Source organism: Streptomyces sp. PTL18, assembly GCF_059510295.1.
Map to the genome: position 1 here is coordinate 346,844 of NZ_JCAJZO010000005.1, position 19,734 is coordinate 366,577.

Annotated in this window: 18 protein-coding genes and 1 pseudogene; 10 read left to right on the forward strand and 9 right to left on the reverse strand. The window is 72.9% G+C overall.

What is annotated here, in order from left to right; translation table 11 throughout:
- Positions 1–39: 39 nt before the first annotated feature.
- Positions 40–1,386, reverse strand: a complete 1,347-nt coding sequence (locus tag AC5WS8_RS12750) for an ABC transporter ATP-binding protein (RefSeq protein ID WP_496103445.1) — start codon at positions 1,384–1,386, stop codon at positions 40–42.
- A gap of 145 nt (positions 1,387–1,531) precedes the next feature.
- Here AC5WS8_RS12750 and AC5WS8_RS12755 point away from each other — a divergent pair, with 145 nt between their 5' ends.
- Positions 1,532–1,657, forward strand: a complete 126-nt coding sequence (locus AC5WS8_RS12755) for a hypothetical protein (RefSeq protein ID WP_496103446.1) — start codon at positions 1,532–1,534, stop codon at positions 1,655–1,657.
- Here the strand turns inward: AC5WS8_RS12755 and AC5WS8_RS12760 are convergent.
- The 4 genes and pseudogenes from AC5WS8_RS12760 to AC5WS8_RS12775 form a co-directional block, all read right to left on the reverse strand.
- A pseudogene (locus AC5WS8_RS12760) lies at positions 1,625–1,882 on the reverse strand (MFS transporter); the annotation flags it as partial. The gene AC5WS8_RS12755 and the pseudogene AC5WS8_RS12760 sit on opposite strands and share 33 nt — an antisense overlap.
- A 15-nt stretch (positions 1,883–1,897) precedes the next feature.
- A complete protein-coding gene (locus tag AC5WS8_RS12765; protein WP_496103447.1) occupies positions 1,898–4,138 on the reverse strand; it encodes a molybdopterin oxidoreductase family protein in 2,241 nt (746 codons plus the stop codon).
- 112 nt (positions 4,139–4,250) lie between these two features.
- Positions 4,251–4,871 carry a TetR/AcrR family transcriptional regulator gene (locus AC5WS8_RS12770; protein ID WP_496103537.1) on the reverse strand — a complete coding sequence of 207 codons (621 nt, stop codon included), beginning with the start codon at positions 4,869–4,871 and terminating at the stop codon, positions 4,251–4,253.
- An 84-nt stretch (positions 4,872–4,955) separates the two neighbouring features.
- Positions 4,956–5,582, reverse strand: coding sequence for a nuclear transport factor 2 family protein (locus tag AC5WS8_RS12775; RefSeq protein ID WP_496103448.1), 627 nt, complete (start codon positions 5,580–5,582; stop codon positions 4,956–4,958).
- A gap of 181 nt (positions 5,583–5,763) precedes the next feature.
- Between AC5WS8_RS12775 and hmgA the strand changes: the two genes are divergently transcribed.
- Genes hmgA through AC5WS8_RS12790 form a run of 3 tightly spaced genes read left to right on the forward strand, consistent with a single transcriptional unit; the run spans position 5,764 to position 9,038 of the window.
- Positions 5,764–7,080: a homogentisate 1,2-dioxygenase gene (hmgA, locus tag AC5WS8_RS12780; protein WP_496103449.1), complete on the forward strand. Its 1,317-nt coding sequence runs from the start codon at positions 5,764–5,766 to the stop codon at positions 7,078–7,080.
- Between the two features lie 26 nt (positions 7,081–7,106).
- Positions 7,107–7,856 (forward strand): GntR family transcriptional regulator, encoded by a 750-nt coding sequence (locus AC5WS8_RS12785; RefSeq protein WP_496103450.1) that lies wholly within the window; start codon positions 7,107–7,109, stop codon positions 7,854–7,856.
- 12 nt (positions 7,857–7,868) lie between these two features.
- Positions 7,869–9,038: a type ISP restriction/modification enzyme gene (locus AC5WS8_RS12790; RefSeq protein WP_496103451.1), complete on the forward strand. Its 1,170-nt coding sequence runs from the start codon at positions 7,869–7,871 to the stop codon at positions 9,036–9,038.
- A 9-nt stretch (positions 9,039–9,047) separates the two neighbouring features.
- Here the strand turns inward: AC5WS8_RS12790 and AC5WS8_RS12795 are convergent, their stop codons facing one another.
- A complete protein-coding gene (locus AC5WS8_RS12795; protein ID WP_496103452.1) occupies positions 9,048–9,761 on the reverse strand; it encodes a TetR/AcrR family transcriptional regulator C-terminal domain-containing protein in 714 nt (237 codons plus the stop codon).
- 63 nt (positions 9,762–9,824) lie between these two features.
- Here AC5WS8_RS12795 and AC5WS8_RS12800 point away from each other — a divergent pair, with 63 nt between their 5' ends.
- Genes AC5WS8_RS12800 through AC5WS8_RS12810 form a run of 3 tightly spaced genes read left to right on the forward strand, consistent with a single transcriptional unit; the run spans position 9,825 to position 12,786 of the window.
- Positions 9,825–10,769 carry an ATP-binding cassette domain-containing protein gene (locus AC5WS8_RS12800; RefSeq protein ID WP_496103453.1) on the forward strand — a complete coding sequence of 315 codons (945 nt, stop codon included), beginning with the start codon at positions 9,825–9,827 and terminating at the stop codon, positions 10,767–10,769.
- A complete protein-coding gene (locus AC5WS8_RS12805) occupies positions 10,766–11,545 on the forward strand; it encodes an ABC transporter permease (protein WP_496103454.1) in 780 nt (259 codons plus the stop codon). Before AC5WS8_RS12800 ends, AC5WS8_RS12805 begins: the two co-directional genes overlap by 4 nt.
- A gap of 44 nt (positions 11,546–11,589) precedes the next feature.
- On the forward strand, positions 11,590–12,786 hold the full coding sequence (locus tag AC5WS8_RS12810) for a CaiB/BaiF CoA transferase family protein (RefSeq protein ID WP_496103455.1): 1,197 nt from the start codon (positions 11,590–11,592) through the stop codon (positions 12,784–12,786).
- Positions 12,787–12,816: 30 nt separating this feature from the next.
- Here the strand turns inward: AC5WS8_RS12810 and AC5WS8_RS12815 are convergent, their stop codons facing one another.
- From AC5WS8_RS12815 to AC5WS8_RS12825, 3 genes are all read right to left on the reverse strand, one after another.
- Complete coding sequence (locus AC5WS8_RS12815) at positions 12,817–13,086, reverse strand: hypothetical protein (RefSeq protein ID WP_496103456.1); 270 nt, start codon at positions 13,084–13,086, stop codon at positions 12,817–12,819.
- 126 nt (positions 13,087–13,212) lie between these two features.
- Positions 13,213–14,037, reverse strand: coding sequence for an anti-sigma factor (locus AC5WS8_RS12820; protein WP_496103457.1), 825 nt, complete (start codon positions 14,035–14,037; stop codon positions 13,213–13,215).
- Positions 14,034–14,576, reverse strand: coding sequence for a sigma-70 family RNA polymerase sigma factor (locus AC5WS8_RS12825; RefSeq protein ID WP_496103538.1), 543 nt, complete (start codon positions 14,574–14,576; stop codon positions 14,034–14,036). Before AC5WS8_RS12825 ends, AC5WS8_RS12820 begins: the two co-directional genes overlap by 4 nt.
- 205 nt (positions 14,577–14,781) lie before the next feature.
- Between AC5WS8_RS12825 and AC5WS8_RS12830 the strand changes: the two genes are divergently transcribed.
- The 3 genes from AC5WS8_RS12830 to AC5WS8_RS12840 all read left to right on the forward strand — a co-directional run bounded on the left by AC5WS8_RS12830 (position 14,782) and on the right by AC5WS8_RS12840 (position 19,674).
- On the forward strand, positions 14,782–16,308 hold the full coding sequence (locus tag AC5WS8_RS12830; RefSeq protein WP_496103458.1) for a DUF4331 domain-containing protein: 1,527 nt from the start codon (positions 14,782–14,784) through the stop codon (positions 16,306–16,308).
- A 103-nt stretch (positions 16,309–16,411) separates the two neighbouring features.
- Positions 16,412–18,181 carry a tetratricopeptide repeat protein gene (locus tag AC5WS8_RS12835; RefSeq protein WP_496103459.1) on the forward strand — a complete coding sequence of 590 codons (1,770 nt, stop codon included), beginning with the start codon at positions 16,412–16,414 and terminating at the stop codon, positions 18,179–18,181.
- Positions 18,178–19,674 (forward strand): nickel transporter, encoded by a 1,497-nt coding sequence (locus AC5WS8_RS12840; protein WP_496103460.1) that lies wholly within the window; start codon positions 18,178–18,180, stop codon positions 19,672–19,674. The genes AC5WS8_RS12835 and AC5WS8_RS12840 overlap by 4 nt, the downstream gene beginning before the upstream one ends.
- Positions 19,675–19,734: the final 60 nt, after the last annotated feature.

Here is a 19,734-nt window from a genome sequence, read left to right on the forward strand (position 1 = left end):
TTGCGGCGCCAGGGGGCTCCGGGAGCCGGGCGTCCCCTCTCACTCCTCCAGGTCGGGCAGACGGGCCGGCGCCGGGCACACGCGCTGACCGTGCTGGTCGAAGACGAAGAGGTGGGCCAGATCGACCAGAAGCGGAACCTGCATGCCGTGGCTCAGCCGGAGATCGGGGGTCGTACGGACGACGAGGTCCCCGAAGAGGCGGCCCGTCTCGGCCGTCGGCGCGAAGGGGTCGGCGTCCGTACCCGCGGGGTCGTCCAGGACGGCCACCGGCTGTCCCGACCGCAGGGTGGCGGCGCGCTCCCGCAGCCGCTCCAGGACGGTTCCCTCACGGCGGCGGCGCCGGGTGGGCCGGCCCGGGCGCGCCGCTTCCAGTTCCGGTACGACGGCGGGGCTCGATCCCGTGTCGAAGTGGACCAGGACCTCGTGTCCCTGGAACTCCAGGTGCCTGACCTGCCCGGTGATCGGTACCTCCCCGGGGCGCGCGGCGGCGGGCGACGCGATGCGCACCGCCTCCGAACGCAGCCCGACGATCACCTCGCGGCCCTGCTGCACCCGCAGCATCTGGTGGTCGGCGCTGAGAGGGTGGGGCAGCGTCAGCCACTGGCGGCCGAGGCTGATCGACATCGTGCCGCCGAGCGGGGCTCGGACGAGCCCGCGCAGCAGGTTGATGCGCGGCGTGCCGATGAAGGCGGCGACGAAGACGTTCTCCGGCAGCCCGTAGACGTCGCGCGGGGCGGCGAGCTGCTGCAGGACCCCGCCGCGCATCACGGCGACACGGTCGCCGAGCGACATGGCCTCGGCCTGGTCATGGGTGACGTACACGGTGGTGACGCCCAGCTCCCCGGTGAGGTGGGAGATCTCGGCGCGCAGGTGGTTGCGGAGCTTGGCGTCGAGGTTGGACAGCGGTTCGTCCATCAGGAAGGCGGACGGGTGGCGGGCGATCGCGCGGCCCATGGCGACGCGCTGTCGTTCGCCACCGGAGAGCTCGGCGGGAAAGCGGTCGAGCAGGTCCTCGATGCCGAGCATGCGGGCCGTCGACTCGATCCGCAGACCGGGGTCCTCGCCGGGGCTCTCGATGCGCAGCGGGAAGCCGATGTTGTCGCGGCTGGTCATGTTCGGATAGAGCGCGAAGTTCTGGAAGACCATCGCGATGTTCCGCTCGGAGGGAGTCAGGTGGTTGGCGTACTCGCCGTCGAGCCGTATCTCTCCCTCCGTCGCCTCCTCGAGCCCGGCGATCATTCTCAGGACGGTCGATTTGCCGCATCCCGACGGGCCGAGCAGGACGAGGAACTCGCCGGGGCGGATGTCCAGCGACAGACGGTCCACCACGCGGACGCCCCGCGTGTACGACTTGCTGACCTGGCGCAGGGAAATGGCACGAGTCATGGCGGCTTCCGGGGCTACGGGACCGCTGGTGCTGCGCGGTCCGGTGTCCCGTGCGGGTCGTACGGGACTGTGGGTCACGGAAGTTAACGGACGGCATGCGCTCGGGGGAAGACTCCTGACGTGATCCGGTGTCCGGTCTCGCCGGATGAGAAAGCGACTGCTCGGTTTCGGCCCGCCGTCGGTGCCGCTGCGGGTGCCGGTCGGGGGCGCCGTGGCGGTGGACGCCGCCGAGGACGACGGGCCGTCCTGTTCCTCCGGACGGGGCGGGTGAGCGCAGGGCGGCCCCGGCGGCGAGCAGCAGCGCGCCCGGCATCACGAACGGCGCCGTCACGCCAGCCACTCGGGCCACCGGTCCCGCGGCGGCGGGCGCGGCGGCCCGGCCGTCACGGTTGCCGGTCAGCCGCAGGGCGAGGACGGTGGAGCGGGCGTCCTCGGAGGCGGTCTGTACGAGGGTCGTCACGGACAGCGGCCGCCCGACGCCGAGGCAGAACCCGACGCACGGAATACGAGGTCAGCGGCGTGCGGTGAGCGGGGCGAGTTCGACGGGCACGCCGTTGAGCACCGCGTTGCCCGACAGCGGGTCGAGCAGACTGCCGTCGAGGAGCTGGTTGACGTTGACGCCGGGGTCGAGGGCGGCGTGACCCATCCGGGTACCGGGCCGGTGGTGGCCCCAGCCGTGCGGAAGGCTGACGACACCGGGCCGGATGCCGTCGGTGATCTCGACGGGCGCGGTGACCGCCCCTCCGGCACCCCTGACCCGCACGGGCGCACCGTCCAGGAGTCCGAGCCGCTCGGCGTCCTCCGGGTGGATGTGCAGGGTGCAGCGGTTGGAGCCGCCGGTGAGGGCGGGCACGTTGTGCAGCCAGCTGTTGTTGGACCGCAGGTGGCGCCGGCCGACGAGGACGAGCCCGTCGGGGCGCTCGCTCAGTGCCTGCTTCAGGCGCGGCAGGTCGTCCGCGAGGGGTCCCGGCAGCAGCTCGACCTTGCCGCTGACGGTCTTCAGCGGCTGCGGCAGACGGGGCTCGAGGGGGCCGAGGTCGATGCCGTGCGGGTGCGCGAGCAGTCCTTCGAGGGTGAGCCCGTCGGGCCTGGCGCCGAACCCGTCGCCGTACGGGCCGAGGCGCAGCATCAGGTCGAGCCGTCGCTCGGGGCCGCTGTCGCCGCCGAGCTGCGCGGCGAGCTCCTCGGGGTCCCGGCCGTGGACGGGCGAGTGGGCCTCGGTGACGGCCTTGCCGAGGGTCTGGCCGATGACGAGGTCGTCCACGGCGGACGGGTCGGCGCCCTGCATGCCCGTCGCAGCCAGGATCAGCCGGGCGAGGATCTCGGTCTCGGCCATGCGGCCGGGCTCCAGGGGGACGGCGGCGCGGGTGTAGCGGACCTGGTTGCGCACGGCGAGGGTGTTGAAGGCGAAGTCGAAGTGCGGCGCCTGGGAGGGCGGGGGCGGCGGCAGGACGACATGCGCGTGGCGCGAGGTCTCGTTGAGGTAGGGGTCGACACTGACCATGAAGTCGAGCGAGCCGAGCGCCTTGTCGAGGCGGTCGCCGTCCGGGGCGGAGAGCACGGGGTTGGCGGCGATCGCGATGACGGCGCGGATCGGGCTGCCCTCGTCGGTGGCGGTGTCGATCTCCTCGGCGAGCGCGGAGATCGGCAGCTCGCCCTTGGCCTCGGGGTGCCGGCGCACCCGTGAGTGCCAGCGGCCGAGCGCGAACCCTCGGCCGGGCCCGGCGGGCCGGGGCGTCCTGTCGGTGGCCGACAGCGGGAAGAGGGCACCGCCGGGACGGTCGAGGTTGCCGGTGAGGACGTTGAGGACGTCGACGAGCCAGCTGGCGAGGGTGCCGTGCGGGACGGTGCAGCTGCCGATGCGGCCGTATACGGCGGCGGTGGGGGCGGCGGCGAGCTCCCGGGCGAGGGTGCGGATGGTGCCGGCGTCGACGTCGCAGGCCGCCGCTGCGGCCTCGGGGGTGAAGTCACCCAGGGCCGCGTTCAGTTCCTCGACTCCCTGGACGTGCGGGGCGAGGTCCCCGAGGCCGACCAGCTCCTCCTCGAACAGGACGTACGCCATCGCGGCGAGCAGCAGCGCGTCGGTGCCGGGGCGGATCGCGACATGCCGGTCGGCGAGCCGGGCGGTGCGGGTGCGGCGCGGGTCGATCACGGTGAGGGTGCCGCCGCGGGCCTTGAGGGCCTTGAGTCGGCCGGGGAAGTCGGGGGCGGTGCACAGACTCCCGTTGGATTCCAGGGGGTTGGCGCCGATGAGCAGCAGGTGGTCGGTCCGGTCGAGGTCGGGGACGGGTATGGCGTTCGCGTCGCCGTAGAGCAGCCCGCTGGAGACGTGCTTGGGCATCTGGTCCAGCGTGGAGGCGGTGAAGACGCTGCGGGTGCCGAGTCCGGCGAGCAGGACGGGCGGGTAGAGACCGCCGGCCATCGTGTGCACGTTGGGGTTGCCGAGGACGACACCGACGGCGTGCGGCCCGTACCGCTCGACGACCGGCCGCAGCCCTGCGGCGACGGCGTCGAACGCCTCCTCCCAGGTGGCCTCGCGCAACTCCCCGTCCCGGCGCACGAGGGGCCCGTGCAGCCGGTCCGGGTCGGAGTCTGCGGCCCCGAACGAGGCACCCTTCGGGCAGACGAACCCCTTGCTGAAGACGTCCTCCCGGTCGCCGCGGGCACCGGTGACCCGGGTGCCCTCGATGGTGAGCGTCAGCCCGCAGGTGGCCTCGCAGAGGGGGCAGATACGCAGGGCGGTGCGGGACACGGGTCCTCCCGGTGGGCGGCGACGGCGATGACGCACGAACGAGGTGAGCATACCGACCGGTATGCATGCTGGGGAGCCCCCGGGCCGCACGGTGACGCCCACCACACGGGGGTCAGTCCAGCGCCCTGCCCAGATACGCCCGCAGCAGCTCACGCATCTCCGCGATGATCTTCTCGTCCCCCTCCGGGGACACCCGGAAGGACAGGTGGACCAGGGTGTCCGCGGTTTCCACCGCGACCAGCAGCGTGCGGCGCAGGGCCTCGTCCGGTTCTCGGCCGAGGTACGCCGACAGCAGTTCGGTCAGGCGGTCGGCGACGCGGTGGTTCGGCTCGGTGTCGCGGGCGCCGACGGGGATCTGGTTGCCGAAGTCGACGAGGGAGAACCCGGGTGCCGTGCGCTTCATGTCCAGGTACTCGTCGAGCATGGCGTCCATGGCGGTGCGCCAGCCGCCCTCGCCGCCCGTCTCCGCCAGGCGGTGGGTGACGCGCAAGGTGTAGCGCTCCAGGTTGCGTTCGGCCAGGGCGTCGACCATGGCCCGCTTGTTGCCGAAGAAGCGGTAGACGGAGCCTATCGGGACGCCGGCGCGCAGGGCCACGGTCCGGGTGCTGAGGGCGTCGTAACCGACCTCGTCGAGCAGGTCGGCGCAGGCGTCGAGGATTCTGGTCAGTCGTTCGGCGCTACGGCGCTGGACGGGCGCGCGGCGCAGCGATGTCGCGTGGGGCACGGGCTTCATCATGCCTTTCCGCCGGTTGCAGGTGAACCTCGTCCCTGTGTACGGGAATCGGTGGCCTTTGCACTCATCGGATGTGCGCGGGGTTCATCTCGTGCGCCCAGGGCTCGGTGTCCGCTTCGCGCCGGACGGCGGGCCCGGCGCCCCCTCCGCCGCGGACGACGCACGCCCCGTCACCGCCGCCCCGGAGGCCGAACGCCCCGGCGCCCCCGCCCCCTCCGTCCCGGAGGCCGTGATGTCCGCCGTGCTCTCCACCGGCTTGCCGTGCACCGCCCACACCGTCCGGTCGTCCGCGTACAGCCGGGCCGTGACGTGGTGCGTGCCGCGCGGGACCAGCCGGCCGGGCAGGCGGTAGTCGGGCGTGCGCAACCGGGTCAGGGCCCGGCCGTCCAGGTAGACCCGGGCCGTGCCGTGGCCCGCCACGGCCACCGGGCGCACACCCGGGGGCGTGAAGCGGAAGTGGCGGAGCGTCAGCCGCACGTCCCAGGTGCCGCCGGGGGCCGGCTGCACCTCGATCGCCACCTGGGGCGCGTCCTTCTTGTCGATCTCGCGGTAGTGCCGCCCTTCCTCGTCCGTGCCGTCCAGCACCTTGCCCACCGGCGAGGCCGACACCCCGCCCCTGCGCTCGTGCGCCTCGCTGGAGGCGCAGCCTGCCGAGCCGCCGAGCAGGGCACCCACCGCGAGCGCGACGAGCAGTCCGCGCGTCCACGACATGCCGGAGAGCGTATTGCGCCCTCCGGCCGGCAGGATCCCCCTGAAGTCGGGTTCTCGTGTCCCCCGGTGGTCGCACTCGGCCTCCACCCGCCCCACTGTCTCCGCCCCGCCCCTCCCCCCTTGCGCACCCGCCCGCCGAATCCTACGGTGATGCATAGGAATCAGCGACGAGGGAGCGGTGATGAGCGGGGACGCGAGGAAGACCGCGGAGGGACTGTCGTATCTCTCCGGGTTCGGCAACGAGCACAGCTCCGAGGCGGTCCCGGGCGCCCTGCCCGAGGGCCGCAACTCGCCGCAGCGCGCCCCGCTCGGGCTGTACGCGGAGCAGCTGAGCGGTACGGCCTTCACCGAGCCGCGGGCGCACAACCGCCGCTCGTGGCTGTACCGCATCCGTCCCTCGGCGGCTCACCCGGCGTTCACCCGCACGGACAACGGCACGATCCGCACGGCGCCCTTCACCGAGACGGCGCCCGACCCGAACCGGCTGCGGTGGAACCCGCTGCCCGAGCCCGGGCCCGCGACGGACTTCCTGGCCGGCCTGTGGACCCTCGGCGGCAACGGCGACGCCACCCAGCGCACCGGCATGGCCGTGCACCTGTACCACGCCAACACCTCCATGGAGCGGGTCTTCAGCGACGCGGACGGCGAACTGCTGATCGTCCCGGAGCGCGGAGGACTGCTGCTGCACACCGAGTTCGGGCTGCTTCATGTGGAGCCCGCCCAGGTCGCTCTGATCCCGCGTGGGGTGCGCTTCCGTGTGGAGCTGCTGGATGAGTCAGCGCGCGGCTATGTGTGCGAGAACTACGGGGCGTCCTTCCGCCTCCCCGACCTCGGCCCGATCGGCGCCAACGGCCTCGCGAACCCCCGGGACTTCCGGGCGCCGGTCGCCGCGTACGAGGACGTCGAGGGTCCGGTGGAGGTGGTGAACAAGTTCTGCGGCAGCCTCTGGACGGCCACCTACGACCACTCACCGCTCGACGTGGTCGCCTGGCACGGCAACCATGTGCCGTACATCTACGACCTGCGCCGTTTCAATGTGATCGGGAGCATCTCCTACGACCACCCGGATCCGTCCATCTTCACGGTGCTGACGTCCCCCTCCGACACCCCTGGTCTGGCGGGCGTCGACTTCGTGGTGTTCGCGCCGCGCTGGCTGGTGGGCGAGGACACGTTCCGGCCGCCCTACTTCCACCGGAACGTGATGAGCGAGTACATGGGCCTGGTCGAGGGCGCCTACGACGCGAAGGCGGAGGGCTTCGTGCCGGGCGGCGGCTCGCTGCACAACATGATGTCGGCGCACGGTCCGGACCGCGAGACGTTCGAGAAGGCGAGCGCCGCGGAACTCAGGCCGCAGAGGATCGACGACGGGCTGGCGTTCATGTTCGAGACGCGGTGGCCGGTGACGCTCACACCGCAGGCGGCACGGGCCGAGCACCTGCAACGCGGGTACGACGACGTGTGGCAGGGCCTCGAACGCCACTTCCGGCCCTTGCACTGAGCATTCCCTACCGGTACGGATGGCCCGTGACCTCCTTCGCGCCCGACTCGATCGTCCTGAACCGCAAGCTGCCGCTCTGGTACCAGGTGTCGCAGTCGCTGCGTGCCTCGATACTCGGCCGCTCGCCCGGGGACCCGCTGCGACTGCCCACCGAGGAGCAGTTGGCGGGGCACTACGGGGTCAGCGTGCTGACCATGCGGCAGGCGTTGAAGGAGCTGGAGGACGAGGGGCTGATCACGCGCCACCGCCGGCGCGGCACGTTCATCGAGCCCAGCGCGCGAAGGGGTGCCCCGGTGCGGCTGCTGGGCTCGGTGGACGCGATCGTCGCCCAGCAGTCCGGTATGACGACGGAACTGCTCGACCACGGCGGGCGCCCGGTGCCGGGCGAGCTCGCCGACCACTTCCCGGATCTGGCCGAGGTGGCGACGTACCACCGGCTGCGCAGTGACGAGAAGACGGGCGAGCCGACCAACCACGCCCGCAACTACGTCCGCCCGGAACTGGCCGAGCGCATCGCCCTGGAGGACCTGGTGCGCTGGCCGATGACCAAGGTGCTGCGCGACGTCGTGGGCGCGGACATCAGCCGCATCACGGACACCGTGGAGGCCCGGCTCGCCGACCCGGAGACCGCTCAACTGCTCCGAATCCCCCTGCTCAGCCCGATCCTGCACTACACGGGGGTGACCTACGACAGCGACGGGCGCGCCCTGGACGTGGCCGTCATCCACTACCGGGGGGACCGTTTCTCCTTCACGGTCACCCTCGAGGCCACCTGAAGGCGTCGTACGATGCCCAGCGTGACGCACGACGACGCTCCGCTGCTCGCGGACCTCATGCCGTGGTCCGTCGCACCGCTGCGGCCGGGCCGCGCCTGGCCCTCGGCGCCCGACGCGGCATCCCTCAGGGCCCGCTGGGACGCGCTCATGAAGGCCGACGGCCCCGGGCGGGAGGCCCTGTTCGAGCCGACGCGCTCGCGCAGCCTGCACTCGGCGGTCGCCCGGCTGCCGGGCCAGACCAGCGGCACGGAGAAGCTGTCACGCGCGTCGGGCCCCTGTTCGGAGCCGGTACGTGTGCTCTGCGCCCCCTTCGACGAACAGTGGCTGATCCCCGACCACCGCCTGATCGACACCGCCCGGCCGGAGCTGTGGCGGGTGGCGGATACGCACCAGATCTTCGCCGTGGAGACGGCCACGGACTCCGGCGGCCCCCTCCTGGTCGCGACGTCCCTGCTGCCGCTGCTCCGGGCCGGCCGCATCCGCCCGCTGTACCGTCGCCCGGGCGCCGAGGAGCCCAACCTCGCCCCCGGCCTGCTGGAGCACCTGACGTCCCGCCTCGGCCGCTCCCCCGCTCCCGAGGACGTCCTCGCCTGGGCCATGGCGACGGCACGTCCCGGGCCCGACGGACCGGCCGTCCCGCTCACCTCCGACCCGGACGTGTGGTCCGACGGGGTCGAGGTGGGCCGGCGCATGATGTGGCTGATGCGCCGCGACGGGGAACGCCCGAAACTCCCGGGCGGGCGCCGCCCCTATGTCCGTGCCCCGCTCCCCACCCGGCCCCTGGCCCTCCACTACGACCGTGACGAGGAGAGCCTGCATCTCGACGGGGGCCGCATCGCGCCGGTTCCGCCGCAGGCCTGGGACTTCGAGGTGGCCGGCGTCCGGGTGCTGGAGCAGTGGTTCGCGGTCCGTACGGCGGAGGGGGAGCCCGGCGCGCTGACGGCGATCCGCCCGGCGACCTGGCCGCAGACCTGGACGTCGGAGCTGCTGGAACTCATCACGGTCCTGACCCTGCTGACGGAAGTACGGTCGCGGCAGGCGCAGTTGAGCGTCGCGGCGCCCGTCACGGCCACCGAACTGCGCGAGGCGGGGCTGCTGCCGGTCCCGGAGTCGGCGCGCCGCCCGGCCTCCGTCCTGGACCACCACGAGGAGGGCCCCGAGGGGCAGTTCGCGCTGGTCTAGCGTCCGACCCTAGGGCCTGGGTTCGAAGGCGTCGAGCACCCGTTCCACCACCCGCTGGAACACCTCGTCCAGGTCGACCTGCCCGGCGGCCTGCGTCAGGGCCGCCGCCAGGCGCGGATAGGCGCCGGTCGCGAGCTGTCCGCCCAGGTAGGCCATGCGGACCTCCTGCTCCTGTTCCGCCGACCACGGCAGGGTGCGGGCACGCTCCGCCGTGGAGAGCTCGTTGGCGACGGCCGTCGTCACCACGCCGTTCACCATCGCGATGAGCTCCAGCTTCGTCCCGGCACTCGCCTCGAGCGGTTCCAGGGAGCGCAGACAGTGCTCGAGGTAGCGCAGCGCGCTGGGACTGAAGCCGTAGTGGCCGGAGATCAGGCGCGGCAGCCAGGGGTGCCGGTGCATGAGGGCGCGGGCCTGGTGGGCCATGTGCAGCATGTCGGCGCGCCAGTCGCCCGACGGCTCCCACAGCTCGTGCTCACCGCCGACGGCGTCCATCATCAGCTCGTACAGGTCCTCCTTGCGGGGGACGTAGTTGTACAGCGACATCGTGCCGCAGCCCAGTTCGGCGGCGACGCGTCGCATCGAGACCGCGTCCAGGCCCTCGGCGTCGGCGACGCGCACCGCGGCGGCCGCGATGTCGGACCGGGTGTACGCGGGTTTCGGTCCGCGGCCCGCGCGCTCGGGGCGCGCCCAGATCACATGGGGTTCGGCCGCTCGGCCCGCCATCGTTCATCACCTCGCCCACCATCGTAGTTACGTACGGCGTACGTAGTGCGCTATGGTCGACCCATGACTACTACGTACGCTGTACTAAGTGAGGGGTTGGAGAAGCGCTTCGGGCAGGTGCACGCGCTGCGCGGCCTCGACCTCGCCGTCCCCGAGGGGACGGTCTGCGGGGTGCTGGGGCCGAACGGGGCGGGCAAGACGACCGCCGTACGGCTGCTGACCACACTGCTGCGCCCGGACGCCGGGTCGGCGCGGGTGGCGGGGCACGACCTGGTGCGCGAGCCCGCGGCCGTACGCCGAAGGATCGGCGTGACCGGCCAGGCCACGTCGGTCGACGGGGACCTGACCGGTCGGCAGAACCTGCGGTTGTTCGCCCGGCTGCACCGGGTCCGGGACGCGGCGGCGCGGGCCGACGAGCTGCTGGAGCGGTTCGGGCTCGCCGAGGCCGCCGACCGGCCGGCGTCCGGCTACTCGGGCGGCATGCGGCGGCGGCTGGACCTGGCGGCGAGCCTGGTGCGCCGCCCCGACGTGCTCTTCCTGGACGAGCCCACCACGGGCCTGGACCCCGCCAGCCGCAACCGCATCTGGGACGCCGTGCGCGCTCTCACCGCCGAGGGCACGACGGTGCTGCTCACCACGCAGTATCTGGAGGAGGCCGACCGACTCGCCGACAGCATCGCCCTGGTGGACCGGGGACGCGTCGCGCACACCGGCTCGCCGGCCGAGCTCAAGGCGCTCGTCGGCGTGTACGCCGAGGTCGTCGTCATGAACACGGACCTCATCGAGAAGGCGGCGGGCGTCCTCGACCGGCTGACCGGGGCCGAGCCGTCGCTGGACCACGAGCGGGGCACCGTCGGCGCCGTCACCCGGGATCCGACGCTCACCCTCCCCCGCCTGGTGCGCGCACTCGACACGGCGGACGTGCCGCTGCTCGACGCGAGCCTGAGGCCGCCGACCCTCGACGACGTCTTCCTCCGCCTCACCGACAGCAAGGAGCTCGCGGCATGAGCACACTGGCGTACGACGGCACCGCGATGCTGGGACGGCAGCTGCAGCGGATCCGCAACAACCCGGGCCTGGTGGTCCTCACGCAGACGATGCCGATCACCATGCTGCTGTTCTTCGGATACGTCTTCGGCAGCGCGGTCGCGATGCCCGGCGGGCAGTACCGGTCCTTCCTGGTCCCGGGGCTGCTGGCGGCCACAGCCGCGGGCGGGATGACCACGGGGATGCTCCAGGCCTCCCAGGACGCGCACCGGGGCGTGATGGACCGCCTGCGCACGCTGCCGGTGAGCCGGGCGGCCGTGCCGTTCGGGCAGGCCGTCGCGGACCTGGTCGTCTCGGCGGTCGGCATGGTGCCGCTGCTGCTGGTCGGCCTCGCGGTGGGCTGGCGTGTCGAGGGATCGGCGGCCCGGGCGGCGGGCGCGGTCGGCCTGTTGCTGCTGTTCCGGTTCGCCTGCACCTGGGCCGGGATCCTCCTCGGGCTGCTGCCCCGGAACGAGGAGGCGGCCGGCCAGCTGGCCAGCACCACCTTCGTGCTGCCGCTGCTGTCCACCGCGTACATCCCCGCCGACGGCATGCCCGGCTGGCTGCGCACCCTGGTCGAGTGGAATCCGATCAGCGCGGTCACCACGGCCTTGCGTGACCTCTTCGGGAACGCTCCCGTCCCACACGGTGCCGCCTGGCCGGTGGCGCATCCCGTCACCGGGTCGCTCACCTGGTGCGCGGTGCTGATCGCGGTGTTCGCGCCGCTCGCCGTCCGCCGCTACGCACGTCGCCGGTGACCGCCTGCTGACAAGGCCACCGCCCCCGGGTCATGATCCGTCCCATGGACCAGCTCCCGCCGCCCCTTGAGGGCATCACCGTCGTCGCCGTCGAACAGGCCGTCTCGGCCCCCTTCGCGACCCGCCAGCTCGCCGATCTCGGTGCCCGGGTCATCAAGGTCGAGCGGGTCGACGGCGGCGACTTCGCGCGCGGTTACGACACCGCCGCCCGCGGCCTGGCATCCCACTTCGTGTGGTGCAACCGCGGCAAGGAGTCGATCGCGCTGGACCTGAAGGACCCGCGCGGGCTGGAGGTCGTGCGGCGGCTGATCGCCGACGCGGACGTGTTCGTGCAGAACCTCGCGCAGGGGGCCGCCGCCCGGCTCGGCCTGGACGCGGCCACGCTGTGCGCCGCCCATCCGCGCCTGGTCGCCGTGGACATCTCGGGGTACGGGGCGTCGGGGCCGTACGCGGACAAGCGAGCCTACGACATGCTCGTGCAGTGCGAGGCGGGGCTCGTGTCGGTGACCGGGACCCCCGGGCAACCGGTCAAGGCGGGGATCCCGGCGGCCGACATCGCGGCGGCCATGTACGCGTTCTCCGGGGTGCTCGCGGCGCTTGTGCGGCGGGGCGCCACCGGGCGTGGCGGGCCGGTGGAGGTCTCGATGCTCGAGGCGCTGGCGGAGTGGATGGGGCATCCGCTGCACCATGCGATGCACGGCGGCACTCCCCCGGCGCGTACCGGCCTCGCGCACTCCGTCATCGCACCGTACGACGCCTATCCGACGGCCGACGGCGGCCGGGTGCTGCTGTCCGTGCAGAACGACCGGGAGTGGCGGCGGCTCGCCGAACGGGTGCTCGGGCAGCCGGAGCTGGCGGACGATCCGGGGTACGCCACGAACGCGGCACGGGTCGCCCACCGGGACCGCACGGACTCGCTCGTCGGCAGGGCGCTGGGCGCGCTGGACTCCGACGAGGCGATGGCCCGGCTGGAGGGCGCGGGCATCGCCTGCGCGCGGCTGAGGGACCTGTACGAGGTGGCGGAGCACCCGCAGTTGGCGGCCCGGGAGCGGTGGCGGGAGGTGGGGACGCCGGTGGGGCCGCTGCGGGCGCTCCTGCCGCCGATCACGCTGCCGGGAGGTGCGGAGGCGCGGATGGGGGACGTACCCGCGCTCGGGGAGCACACCGAGGCTCTGCTGCGTGCCGTGGGGATGACGGACGAGGAGATCGCAGCGCTGCGCCGGGACGGTGTGGCGGCCTGAGCGCGGGCCCAGAAGGAACGCGGGTGACGCTCAGCGTCCGCCGAACAGCGAACGACGCAGCCGGCGCAGCGGCGCGAAGAGCGAGACACCGCTCATGCGTCCACCCCTGCTGCTGCGGCCGTGCGCGGCGTCACGCGCGGTGAGCTCACGCATCAGCGAGGTCGCCTCGGCCGCCTCACGCTGCGGGACGGCAGGACCGGCCAGCACCGAGAGATGGCGGTCGAGGCGCGAACTGGTCGCGCTGCTCCCGCAGGTGATCGCAGGGACCCTGGCCCTGCTGCGCACTGTTATCTGTTCCATGTCACTCCCCACCCGTACGAGTCCACCCGGCCCGGGCAGAGTAACCCTATCGCTCTCTCGTGGCACGCGTGTATCGCGGGCACAGGATTCACCTTCCCTGTAAGGGCGTTGACGAACCGTTGACGGCTACTCTCCGAAACCTATGGACTGCAGGGCGAGTTGGGCGACGGGCCGGCCGGTGGGCTGAGGTGATCCGCCGTCCGGTTCGACGGTCACGGCGAGTGACGTCGCCGACTTGGTCAGACCGCTCGCGACCAGGGGCCTGTCGCCCTGGAAGAGCCCGAGGGAGCGCGGTGGCACGCCCGGGCGCATCAGCCACAGCTGGTGCACCCGGCCGCTGGGCGGTGCGCCCAGTCCGCGGAGGGTGACGACGGCGCGCCCCTCCGATGCGGAGGCAATCACTCCGATTCCTCGGCCCCTCACGTCACGGTCACTGGTCGCACGGGCGTCCGGAGCGGCGAGAACGTGGGCGATCTCACGTGCCTGGGCGCGCTCGGCGTCGAGTCGGTCCTGGGTCCGCGTCGCCTGCACCGCGAAGAGCGCGGCGACGACGAGGGCCGCGGCAGCCGTGGCGGTGGCCAGCGGGGCGAACAGGGGGCGCGCCCGGGGCGCACGGGTGCGCGGCGGCGGCGGTGCCGTGCCCCAGACGTGCGGCGGCAGGTGCGGTTCATGGGCGCGGGAGGCTCCCCGCGCGGGCGCGGGGTCCTGCGGAGTGGTCCGCACGGCGGTCAGGACCCGCTCGCGCAGGCCGGGCGGGGCCAGGGCCGTGGTGGACCAGGCGAGCCGCACCGCGTCCTCGGACAGGTCCCGCACCTCGGCGGCACAACGGTCACAGCCCTTCAGATGCCGCTCGAAACGGACGCGTTCGGCGGGCTCCAGGGCGTCCAGGGCATAGGGGGCGGCCAGGGAGTGCAGGTCTTCGCGGCGCAGCAGTCGGCCGAGGATGCTCATGCGACCCCTCCCAGGCACTGGCGCAGCCGGGTGAGTCCGTCGCGCATCCGCGTCTTGACCGTGCCGAGCGGCAGCGAGAGTCGCTCGGCCACTTCACGGTAGGTGTAACCGTCGTAGTAGGCGAGGGTCACCGACTGGCGTTGCAGGGCGGTGAGGCGGTTCAGGCAGCGGCGCACCCATTCGCGTTCCAGGCCGGCCTCCACCTCCTCGGCGACCTGGTCGAAGGCGGGGTGGTGGGCGCGACGGGCCTCACGCTGCTCGCGTTCACCGGCCGCGCGGGCGCTGCGCACCCGGTCGACGGCGCGGCGGTGGGCGAGGGTGAGGATCCACGACAGGGCGCTGCCGCGGCCGGGGTCGAACCTGGGGGCGGAGCGCCACAGTTCGAGCAGCACCTCCTGCGCCACCTCCTCCGACTGCGCCGGGTCCCGCACGATCCGGCGGACCAGGCCGAACACCGGCCCGGACACCAGCCCGTACAGCTCCTCGAAGGCCTTCTGGTCGCCTCCGGCCACGAGTACCAGAAGTTCGTCCGCCTCCACTCGTACCCCCCTCACCGACGCCGTCCACGGCATGCTCGCTCCACTGGGCGCTCGCTGCTGACCCGCCTTCGGAGGGGATACGGATCAGCGGGGCCGAAACGCGGGTCGAGCAGGCACGAAAAGTTTTTTCAGATGCGACCAAGACGCCCGGGCCACCGCTCCGTATCCCTCTGCGTCAGGCAAGTTGGCACTGAGGACGGACGGCATGACACCAATCTCCAGGAACGGCGTGAGTCGCAGGGGCATCGCGACCCTCATCTGTGGTGCGCTGGCCGCGGGCGGGCTCGCAGCCGTCGGCGTGACCGCGCTGGTACCGGGGGCGGCCTCCGCCTCCTCCCACCGGGAGGCCCCGCTGATCTCTGGGCAGCCGCAGTACGACAACACCGACCTGTACGCGTTCGTCAGCCCGGACAAGCCGGACACGACGACGCTCATCGCGAACTTCGTCCCGTTCGAGGAGCCGGCGGGCGGTCCGAACTTCTACACGTTCGCGGACGACGCGCAGTACGACCTCCACATCGACAACAACGGTGACGCGCAGAGCGATCTGATCTTCCGCTACACGTTCAAGACGCACGTCAAGAACAAGCACACCTTCCTCTACAACACCGGGCCGGTCGACAGCCTCAAGGACCCCGACCTGAACGTCACCCAGACGTACGACATCGACCTCATCAAGCTGCACAAGCAGAAGCTGGTGGCGAAGACGAGGGTGGCGGACAACGTGCCGGTCGCCCCGTCGAACGTCGGCAAGGCGTCGATGCCGGACTACGGCAAGCTGCGCGACGAGGCGGTGTACAAGCTCGCGGGCGGGGCGACGACCTTCGCCGGGCAGGCCGACGACCCGTTCTTCGCGGACCTGCGCGTCTTCGACCTGCTGTACGGCGGGAACCTCTCGGAGGTCGGCAACGACACCCTCAAGGGTTACAACGTCAACTCCCTGGCGCTGCAGGTGCCGAACGACCTGATCCGGGAGTCGTCGTACCAGCCGATCGTCGGTGTCTGGGGGACGGTCCAGCGCAAGGACGCGCGCGGGCACTGGTCGCAGGTCTCGCGGCTGGGCAATCCCCTGGTCAACGAGGTCGTCAATCCGCAGAAGGACAAGGACAGGTTCAACGCGTCCTCACCGTACGACGACGCGCAGTTCCTGAAGAACGTGACGAACCCGGAGCTGCCGAAGCTGATCGAGCAGATCTACAAGATCAAGGCGCCGTCGGAGCCGCGCAACGACCTGGTCGACGTGTTCCTCAAGGGTGTGAAGGGCCTCAACCAGCCACCGTACGTGCGCCCGGCGGAGGAGCTGCGCCTGAACACCTCGGTCAAGCCGAGCGCGTACCCGAAGCGGCTGGGCGTGCTGGACGGCGACAACGCGGGCTTCCCCAACGGCCGTCGGCTCACCGACGACGTGATCGACGAGGCGCTGCAGGTCGTGGAGGGCGAGCTGGTCGGCTCCAAGAACGACCTGGGCGACGGTGTCGACGCGAACGACCAGAAGTTCGGGCACTCCTTCCCGTACCTCGCCGAGCCGACGTCGGGCTCGCGCGGCCCGCTGGCGAAGGGCACCGGCAACAACGTGCGCAACCAGCTGGGTGACGGACTGCAGGCGGCGGGCGCCGACACGAACAACACCACGCTGATCGCGACGTCCGCCGCCGGTGGTGTCGCGGGCGTCCTGCTGATCGGCACGGCCCTGATGTGGTGGCGCCGCCGCAACCGCTACCGCGCGTACTGACGGCCGGTCGCCGTCCCCCGAACCGGCGCGGCCCGTACTTCCCCGTCCCCCACGGCACGGGCCGCGCCACCCCGTTTTCCGCCCAGCAGATCGAGGAGAGGGCATGTCCCCGGGTACGAACGACAACGCGCCGGAGACCGGCCACGGCGACGGTGAACAGGCCGTCAGGGAGGCCTGGGAGCGCGTCTTCGGCGCCGGGTGCGCCGACGCGTCGGACGAACGAGCCGACGGCACGGGCCCTGCCCCGGACCCGGCAGCCGACTCCGGCGAGGACGACGCTCCGGTCACCGAACCGGCGGCGTCGAAGGACGAGGAGGCGGCTTCCGCGGCCCCTACGACCGAGTCGGCGTCCGAGGAGCAGGCGTCGGCAGGCACGCGGGACGGCGGACAGCCGGCGCCTTCGCCACCGGCCGACGGACCGGAGGCGACCGGGGTCACCGGTACCGAGGCCACCGAGGCCACCGAGGCACAGCCTGCCGCAACGGCGGAATTCCCCGACGCAGCCGACGAGCGGGTTGCCGCCGTGCGGCGGTTCTCCGCTGCCGGGCGGCGGTGGCGGGGTGTACAGCTCGCGGTCGGTGCGGCCTCCCTGGCCGTCGCCCTCACCGCCGGGGCCGTGGTCGTCGGGGCCCTGCGGGACGGTGCTGCGGCGCCCGTCGCCTCGATGCCCAGCGGGGTGTCGCCCGAACTCCTCGCCGGCGGGGATCTCGACAGCAGCATCCGGTCGCTGCAGGCACACCTCCGCGCCCAGCCCCGTGACTACGGCAGCTGGGCCACCCTCGGCTTCGCCTACGTCGAGCAGGCCCGGACCAAGGGCGACCCCTCCCGCTATCCGCAGGCCCAACACGTGCTGGAGCATTCGCTGCAGGTCCGGCCCGGCAACGACGCCGCGCTCGCCGGGCGCGCCGCCCTCGCCGCCGCCCGGCACGACTTCGCCGGCGCCCTGCACTACGCGGACCAGGCGCTGCGGCAGAACCCGTACAGCGAGCGCGCCCTGTGCTCCCGTATCGACGCCCTCGTCGAACTCGGCCGCTACGCCGACGCCTCGAAGGCCGCCGACCTGGCCGACTCCCGCCACCCCGGCGTCCCCGTCTTCACCCGCTACGCCTACGTCCACGAGCTGCGCGGCGACGTGAGCACCGCCCGCCGCGTCCTGGAACAGGCCCTGGCCACGGCCACCTCGCGGGGCGACATCGCGTACGTCGCCACGGCGCTCGGTCAGCTCGCCTGGAACCAGGGCCAGTACCGAGACTCCCTCGACTTCTACGCCCGCGCCCTCGCCGCCGACGACTCCTACCTCCCCGCCCTCGAGGGACGCGCCCGCTCCCAGGCCGCCCAGGGCGACACCGCCGACGCGATCCGCGGCATGGAGCAGGTCGTCGAGCGGTATCCGCTCCCCCGGCCCTTGGTGGAACTGGGAGAGTTGTACGAGGCGCGGGGCACGGCCGGCGATTCCGGGAGGGCCCGTGACCAGTACGCCCTCGTCGACGCGTGGGTCTCCCTGGCCCGCGCCAACGGGGTGAACGCCGATCTGGACACCGCTCTCGCCGCCGCCGAGCACGGCGACCGCGCGGCCGCGCTGAAGGCCGCCCGCGCCGAGTGGGCACGACGCCACACCGTGCACACCGCCGACGCCCTCGCCTGGGCCCTGCACGTCAACGGCCGCGACCAGGAAGCCCTTCCCTACGCCCGCCAGGCCACGGCCACGGGTTACCGCAACGCCGCCTTCCTCTACCACCGCGGCATGATCGAACGCGCCACCGGCCGCACCGGTCAGGCCCGCGCCTCCCTCACCGCCGCGCTGAAGCTGAACCCGGGCTTCTCCCCGCTGGGCGCGCGCGAGGCCCGCAAGGCCCTGGAGGCGATGCGGTGAACACCCGTCGTCTCGCCGTCTCGGGCGCGGCCGTCCTCACGGCCCTCTGCGCGCTCGTCCTCGGCACCGCCACCGCCGCGAGCGCCCACCCGCTCGGCAACTTCACCGTCAACCGCTACGACGGCCTGGTCGCCGCGCCCGGGCAGGTACGGGTCGACCACGTCGAGGACCTCGCCGAGATCCCCGCCACCCAGGCCAGGCCCGACATCACCAGGCTCGGCCTCACGGAATGGGCCCGGCAGCGGTGTGCGAGGGCCGCCGAGGGCAGCCGGCTCACCGTCGGCGGTCACCCGACGCCGCTCGGCGTCCGTAGCAGCCGCGCCCGGCTGCGGCCCGGGCAGGCGGGGCTCAACACCCTGCGCGTGGAGTGCCGGCTGACCGCTCCGCTGCCCGCGGGCGGCACCCTCACCGTCGGCTTCCACAGCGCGGGCGCCACCACCGGCCCGGGCTGGCGGGAGATCACCGCGCGCGGCGACCGTATGACGCTCACCGCCTCCGACGTGCCGAAGACCTCCCTGTCCCGCGAACTGACCAGCTATCCGAAGGAGTTGCTCTCCTCACCCGCCGACACCGTCAAGGCCTCGCTCCGGGTGCGGCCGGGCGGCCCCGCCCTGGCCGACGACGAGCGGGACGCGCCCGCCGCCTCGATCCTTCCGCGCGGCGCGGACCGCTGGACCCGGGCGCTGGGCAACCTCGTCGCCCGCCACCACCTCACGCTCGGTTTCGCCGCGCTCGCCCTCCTCATCGCCGTCGGCCTCGGTGCGATGCACGCTCTCGCCCCGGGCCACGGCAAGACCCTGATGGCGGCGACGGCGGCCGCCCGCGGAGGCCGGGCCAGGCTCCGGGACGTGCTTCCGCTGGCCGCGTCGGTGACGGTCACCCACACCCTCGGCGTGGTCGCCCTGGGCCTGCTGGTCACGGCCGGTTCGGCGGCGGCGCCGTCGGTGATCGCCTGGCTGGGACTGGCGAGCGGCGTGCTGGTCACCCTGGCGGGCGCGTCCCTCGTGCGCCGGGCCTGGCGCAACCGGGGACACACGCACGGGCACACACATGACCACGGCCACACCCATACGCACGAACACGAGCGCGAGCACGGGCACGGTCACACGCACACCCACGGCGGCGTCCCCCACGCCCACCCCGCCACGCCCACTCTCCGCGGCACCGTCCTCCTCGGTTTCGCGGGCGGGCTGGTGCCCAGTCCCTCCGCCGTCGTCGTCCTCGTCGGTGCGGCGGCGCTCGGCCAGGCCTGGTTCGGGCTGCTGCTCGTCGTCGCGTACGGCGTCGGGCTCGCCCTGACGCTGACCGCGGCGGGGGTGGTCGTGGTCAAGCTGGGCAGCGGGATGAACCGCCTCCTGGACCGGCGGCCGCGCTGGATCCAGAACCCGGCGGCCGCCCTGCTGCGCAGGACCGCACCCCTCGGTTCCGCCTTCGTGGTCCTCGCCCTGGGCGCCGGACTGGTGTTCAAGGGGGCGGCATCCGCACTCGGTTGAGCTACTTTTGGGGAGAAATCATGCGGAGTGGATACGTGGATACATCGCGCGGATGCGAAG